Origin of the sequence: Hyphomonas sp., assembly GCF_040882205.1 — a bacterium.
GTDB lineage: Bacteria > Pseudomonadota > Alphaproteobacteria > Caulobacterales > Hyphomonadaceae > Hyphomonas.
The window spans coordinates 1-6,222 of the sequence record NZ_JBBEBT010000092.1 but is presented as its reverse complement, the minus strand read 5'-3'; the positions used below and the strand labels follow the sequence as shown (position 1 = coordinate 6,222).

The window sequence follows — 6,222 nt, the reverse complement described above, 5'->3', positions numbered from 1 at the left end:
CCCGGAACCGTCTTCATACCCCATTGAGGGGCGGGAAGTTCAGATGTCCTTGAGAACCGAGGCAGGCTTGAAAGCCACCGAGGTTTTTTCCGGTATCTTGATCACTTCCTTGGTCGCAGGGTTGCGGCCTTCGCGGGCGTTGCGCGTCTTGGCGACGAACGTGCCGAAACCGGCGATTGCAACCTGCTCGCGACCTTTAACCGAGGCAGCGATTGTGTCGAAAACTGCGTCGACGGCCTTGCCGGCTTCCACTTGCGAAATGCCGACGGCCGTGGCCACCGCTTTGGTCAATTCACCCTTGTTCATAGGGGTTCTCCTCTAGATTAAATGACGCCAGAGACGCCATTGGGCCGACATACCCACGATTCGAATCCCGTGGATACGCCGGAAGCCCAATAAACACAGGCTAAACGCCCAGAATCCAGCCCTCTTCGCCGGTAATGATCCCCGTCTGTTCCTCAGAATGGGACTTGCCTGTGGAAAAAGCCGCGCCAAGGGCATTTTTCTCGTCCAGATCAGCGTAATGGCGGGCAATCTGGCGGACCTGCGCCTCGTCGGCAACCTCACCCTTCTCAGGCGCCGGCTTGACCAGCGAAGGGTAGATCTCGGCGATTACAACCTCGACGCCCTCGAGCATTTCGGCGGTCAGGGGCGCGCCTTCGCCGATCTCGAAAGGCCAGACGCGCGCCTTCGGCCAGGCCTGCCGCAGGGCATGCACATGGGGGATGCCGGTGAGGCTCTGGCTGCCAACCGATCCCGCACCGTAAAGTTGCCAGCAGGACTTCGGCGAAGCGCCCGGGACGCTGCGCAGGTGCTGCTCGGCAAGGCGGTATTCGGCGAGCGGCTGGCCGGCAAAATCCGGCTTGGTGGCCGAGAGCGTCGTCGCCCGGTCTGTCGGCGGCGCGCCCCAGAAGGGGTAGGGTCCCTTGGAGATGGTGTAATTCAGGCCAGCCGCAATTGCGAAGCGCGGACGCGAGTTGTTGTCCGGCTTGTCCTTGTAGCGGGTCGCAAGATGCGAATGTATCGCGGCCCAGGGCGCCTGCTTCACTGTGTCGAGGCCGAGCGCCTGCGCCGTGCCTGCCGGGTAGCCCAGCGAGAAATCAAACCCAAGCAGCACCTTGTCGCCGCGCTTGGTCAGCTTGGCGACGATGTCCTCGATGAAAGCGCGCGCCTTCAGGCGCGTGTCGATGTTCGCCGCCTTGAACTGCAGCTTCAATCGGGCGTCCTTCATCAGGACGCCGATCCAGATGGAATTGGGACCGAGTGCGGGCTTTGCCGCCGCGCTCCAGTCCACCATGATGTAGGCGTCGAATAGGGCAGCCATGGCGTTATGCGAGCTTGACCAGCATCTTGCCGGTATTGGCGCCGGTGAAGAGGCCGAGGAAAGCCTCGGGCGCCTTTTCGATTCCCGACAGGACGGTCTCCTCGTATTTCATCTGCCCGCCGGCAATCCACTTCGCCATGTCGGAGAGGAAGGCGGGTTGCATGTCGCCATGGGTGGAGACGATGAAGCCTTGCAGCTTCAACTGCTTGCCCACGGCCTGAATGATGTTGTGCGGACCAAGCGGAGTGCCGGTCTCGTTGTACTGCGCGATCATTCCGCACAGCGCAAAACGGGCGAGTGGGCGGGCGGCTTCGATGGCGGCCGTCAGGTGGTCACCGCCGACATTGTCGAAATAGACGTCGATCCCTTTCGGCGCGGCCGCGCGCAGGGCGGAGACAAGGCCGTCATAGCCCTTGGCCTGCTTGTAATCGATGACATGATCGGCGCCGAGCGACTTGACGAGTGCGCACTTCTGCGCGCCGCCGGCTGAGCCGATGACGGTGGCGCCTTTGATCTTGGCGATCTGCACGACAGTGGAGCCGACGGCCCCCGCCGCGCCGGAGACGAACACGACATCGGCGGGCTTCAGTTCCGCGATGCGCAGCAGGCCGGCATAGGCCGTGAGGCCCGGCATGCCGGCGACGCCAAGGAAGGCGCTCTCGGGCAGGCCGGTGGCCGGCAGTTTCTGGACTGCAGCGGCGGCGGGCTGCGCCGTCCACGCGGTGCGCCAGCCGAGGAAGGAGGAGACAAGATCGCCGACCTTGTAGTCAGGATGCGCGGAGGCGGAGACGCGGCCTACTGCGCCGCCCTGCAGCGTTTCGCCGATCTGGAAGGGCGCCACATAGCTCTCACGGTCATACATCCGGCCGCGCATGTAGGGATCGACCGACATCCAGGTATTCATCACCTGGATCTCGCCATCACCCGGCGCCGGCACGTCGATGGACTTCGTCTGGAAGTCCGAAAGTTTCGGCATGCCCACTGGGCGGGCCGCAAGGGACCATTCGGTCGAAGTCAGCTTGGCCATGTCCATCACCTTTGCATTGTTTCGTGTTGGGTCCACATGAACCGGCTGGCGCGGCCTGTGAAGGGGGCGCGCGTAAGAATCCGCCGCTCCTGCGACACTTGCAGCCCTTCGCGTAGGGTGTCATTGCGGAATGCAAAAGGGACGGAACCCGGATGACGAAGCTGAAAGTGGGCGTCGCAGGCGCAGGTGTTTTCGGAAACTACCATGCGCAGAAAGCCGCTGCTTCTGCGCGCGCTGACCTGATGGGCATTTTCGATGTCGACCTTGGCCGGGCCGAAAAGCTGGCGGAGACGTTCGGGGCCCGGGGCCATGACGACTACGACGCCTTCCTCGAGGCGTGCGACGCGGTCGTGATCGCGGTGCCGGCCACCTGGCACGAATCCCTCGTGCGCCGGGCCATCGAAGCGAACCGGCATGTGCTCGTTGAAAAGCCCCTGGCGCTCTCCGGCCTGGCGGCGCGCGACCTTGCCGACGAAGCCGCTGCGCGCGGGCGCATCCTCCAGGTTGGCCATCAGGAACGCTTCGTCGCGAAGGCGATGGGCGTGCTCGCCATCGAGGAAGTGCCGCTGCTGGTCGAATCCGTGCGCTCCGGCCCGCCGGCGCCCGGTGGCCGGGCTGGCGATGTCTCGGTGATCTGGGACCTGATGATCCACGACCTCGACCTTGCCGCCATGTTGCTTGGCCGGGAGTTCACCAGCGTCGAGGCGACCGGTCGGCGGGTGCACTCACCGTATATCGACGAGGCGGAGGCGGTGTTCGTGTATGCCAGCGGCGGCCGGGCAAAGCTGCGGGCCAGCCGCGCGGCAGAAATCCGTGAACGGACGATGCGGGTGGTTTATCCCTCCGGCGAGATCGACATCAACTTCCTCACCCGCAAGCTGAAGAATACGACGCCGTACGAAGTGCGCGTGGACATTGCAGCAGAGCTACCCGATCCGCTCGGCGCGGCAGATGAGGGCTTCTACGCCGCCTGCCTCGGCCTTGCGCGTAGCCCGGTGCCTGCGCACGGCACGGTCGCGGCCGTGGCGATGGCGGAAGCGGCAGAAGCAGCTGTGCAGGCGGGCATTCTCGTGAGACCAGGCGCCTGACCTGACCTGACCTGACCCGATCCTCGCCTGCGCGGGGGATGAGCGGTGCGGGAAGGGGTCAGTTCTTCACCTCATCTCGGAACACGACGCGGGCGCCGGTGCGCGTCTCAGCCTTGCTGACCAGCTTCACCAGTTCCTTCGCTATGGTTTCCGGCGTGGGCAGCGTCATCGGGTCTTCGCCCGGCATCGCTTCGGCGCGCATCCCGGTGCGCACGGCGCCGGGGTCGAACAGGTTCACGCGCAGCGCCATCTTTTCATTCTCGTCGGCCCAGGCTTTGACCAGCGCTTCGAGGCCTGCCTTGGACGCCTGGTAGGGGCCCCAGAAGGCGCGCGGGCGCGGCACGACGCCGGAGGTGACGAATACCGCGCGCGGCGCCTCCGACTGGTGCAGCAGAGGCCCGAGCGCGCGGATGAGGTGGGCATTGGCGGTCAGGTTCACCTGGATCGTTTCCTCGAGGCTGCGAGGGCCGGTGGTCTCCAGCGGGCCCAGCGTGCCGAGCAGGCCAGCATTGGCGACGAAGCCGTCGAGATGGCCGAACTTCTCCATCAGGGCCTTGCCGAGCGTCTCGATACCCTTGGTGTCCTTCAGGTCCATCGGCACCAGAAGCGCTTCGGAGCCGAGCGCGCGGATCTCATCGTCGAGCTTCTGCAACGCGGCCTTCGAGCGCGCCACCGCGATCACAAGATCACCCTGGCGGGCAAGCTCCAGCGCAATGGAACGGCCAATACCGCGCGAGGCGCCGGTGACAAGAATGAGGCGGGGGGACTGGGTCATGGCGCGCCTTTAGCGCGCGCCTTACACGTCGTCCAGCAAGGAGAGCTGGCGTTCCTTGTCGGCCTGGTCCTGCTGGTAGTCGACCAGCGGGGTCGGGTACTCTCCGGTGAAGCAGTGATCGGCAAATTGCGGGATCATGTTGTTGCGCAGCGGCTCGCCAATGGCCTTGTAGAGACCGGGCACCGAGAGGAAGCCGAGGCTTTCCACCTTCAGCTCGCGCACCATTTCCTCGTGCGTATGCGTGGCGGCGAACAGCTCGGACTTGCCGGCCATGTCGATGCCGTAGAAATCCGGGTTGAGGATCGGCGGGCTGGCAGAGCGGAAGTGGATCTCGCGCGCGCCGGCCTCGCGCACCATCTGAACGATCTTCTTCGACGTGTTGCCGCGCACGATCGAATCGTCGACGAGGATCACGCGCTTGCCTTCGAGGGCCGCGCGGTTCGGGCTGTGCTTCTTCGAGATGGCGGTCTGGCGGCCAAGCTGGGTCGGCTGGATGAAAGTGCGCCCGACATAGTGGTTTCGGATTATGCCCATCTGGAAAGGGATGCCGCAGGCTTCGGAGAAGCCGAGCGCGGCAGGCACGCCGGAGTCCGGCACGGGCACGATTACGTCCGCATCGGCGGGCGTCTCGGCGGCAAGCTGGTGGCCCATCCGGCGGCGCACTTCGTACACCGAGCGGCCCTGGATAAAACTGTCTGGCCGCGCGAAATAGACATACTCGAACGCGCAGGGGCTGGGCGGGCGCGGCGCGAAGGCGCGGAAGCTCTCGAGGCCTTCATCCGAGATGACGACGACTTCGCCATTCTCGATCTCGCGCACGAACTCGGCGCCGATTATGTCGAGCGCGCAGGTCTCCGACGCGAGCACATAGCCGTTGCCGATGCGGCCGAGGACGAGAGGGCGCAGGCCGATTGGATCGCGTGCACCGATCAGTTTCTTGCCGGTAATACCGACGAGCGCGTAGCCGCCCTCGATCTGGTGCATCGCGTCGATCAGGCGGTCGACGAAGCGTTTCTTGCCACTGCGGGCGACGAGGTGAAGGATCACCTCGGTGTCCATAGTGGACTGGAAGATGGCGCCGTCCCTGACGAGTTGATGGCGCACCTGGCGGGCGTTGGTCAGGTTGCCGTTGTGTGCGACCGCGAAGCCGCCGAGGGCGAGGTCGGCGAAAATCGGCTGGATGTTGCGCAGCATAGGCCGGCCCTGCGTGGAGTACCGGTTGTGGCCGATGGCGGCATAACCAGGCAGGCGCTGGCGCAGGTCGCCGCCGAAATGATCGCCGACAAGGCCCATATGGCGTTCGGAGTTGAAGCGCTTGCCGTCGAAACTGACGATGCCGCAGGCTTCCTGTCCCCGATGCTGGAGCGCATGGAGGCCGAGCGCCGTGAGGAGGCTGGCTTCCTTGTTTCCGAACACGCCAAATACCCCGCACTCTTCGCGTGGCTTGTCGTCATCATTGTCGAAATAGGCCATCGGAAGGTCCGACTCGCTTTGGGGGCCAATGTACGGCGGGATATAGTTCGGTTTCTCCGCCTGCGGAAGGGCGGACCTGTCATCGATGTCAGATTGCCCGGCGTGAGGGGCTAAAGCATCCGTGAAGGCGTCAGTTTCGGATGGATCACCGCTATGTCGAACAGCGCATCCGGCGGCACGTTGAGAATATCACGGGGCCCCGGCGCGTCATTCGCCGCGTAACCATACCAGTCGAGGCCGATCGGCGTGCTGCGCCATTGCGAGACGATTGCAGTGTCCGGCAGGCCTGTGAGATCGAACCAGGCTGTCCCGGGGCTGGCCGAGGCGAGCAGGGCGTTCAGCGTGCCGGGGCGGGCAGTGCGCTTTACCGCGACCAGTTCAGCGTCCGGCGCGAGGCCGTTGCCCGGCGCAATGGCGAGGAACTCGGCCTCAGCGAAATCCTGGATCAGCACGCTATAGCCCGCGCCCAGCTTCTCGCGCAGCACGGCGCCGCTTGGTACATAGCCGCTGCTGTCACCCGAGGGGCGTGCGCCCG

The 6,222-nt window shown here is 64.9% G+C and carries 7 protein-coding genes; 1 reads left to right on the top strand and 6 read right to left on the bottom strand.

The window, feature by feature from the left end:
• Window positions 1-39 precede the first annotated feature (39 nt).
• From WEA77_RS03955 to WEA77_RS03945, 3 genes are all read right to left on the bottom strand, one after another.
• Window positions 40-306, bottom strand: a complete 267-nt coding sequence (locus tag WEA77_RS03955; protein WP_368066563.1) for an HU family DNA-binding protein — start codon at window positions 304-306, stop codon at window positions 40-42.
• Window positions 307-406: 100 nt separating this feature from the next.
• A complete protein-coding gene (locus tag WEA77_RS03950) occupies window positions 407-1,324 on the bottom strand; it encodes a hypothetical protein (RefSeq protein ID WP_368066562.1) in 918 nt (305 codons plus the stop codon).
• Between the two features lie 4 nt (window positions 1,325-1,328).
• Window positions 1,329-2,351 (bottom strand): NADP-dependent oxidoreductase, encoded by a 1,023-nt coding sequence (locus WEA77_RS03945; RefSeq protein ID WP_368066561.1) that lies wholly within the window; start codon window positions 2,349-2,351, stop codon window positions 1,329-1,331.
• A gap of 152 nt (window positions 2,352-2,503) precedes the next feature.
• Here WEA77_RS03945 and WEA77_RS03940 point away from each other — a divergent pair, with 152 nt between their 5' ends.
• A complete protein-coding gene (locus WEA77_RS03940; protein ID WP_368066560.1) occupies window positions 2,504-3,439 on the top strand; it encodes a Gfo/Idh/MocA family protein in 936 nt (311 codons plus the stop codon).
• Window positions 3,440-3,497: 58 nt separating this feature from the next.
• On the opposite strand, the gene WEA77_RS03935 is transcribed toward WEA77_RS03940, so the two are convergent.
• The 3 genes from WEA77_RS03935 to WEA77_RS03925 form a co-directional block, all read right to left on the bottom strand.
• Complete coding sequence (locus WEA77_RS03935) at window positions 3,498-4,214, bottom strand: SDR family NAD(P)-dependent oxidoreductase (RefSeq protein WP_368066559.1); 717 nt, start codon at window positions 4,212-4,214, stop codon at window positions 3,498-3,500.
• Between the two features lie 21 nt (window positions 4,215-4,235).
• Window positions 4,236-5,687 carry an amidophosphoribosyltransferase gene (gene purF, locus WEA77_RS03930; RefSeq protein WP_368066558.1) on the bottom strand — a complete coding sequence of 484 codons (1,452 nt, stop codon included), beginning with the start codon at window positions 5,685-5,687 and terminating at the stop codon, window positions 4,236-4,238.
• Between the two features lie 110 nt (window positions 5,688-5,797).
• On the bottom strand, window positions 5,798-6,222 hold a 425-nt coding region (locus tag WEA77_RS03925), incomplete at its 5' end, for a hypothetical protein (RefSeq protein ID WP_368066557.1).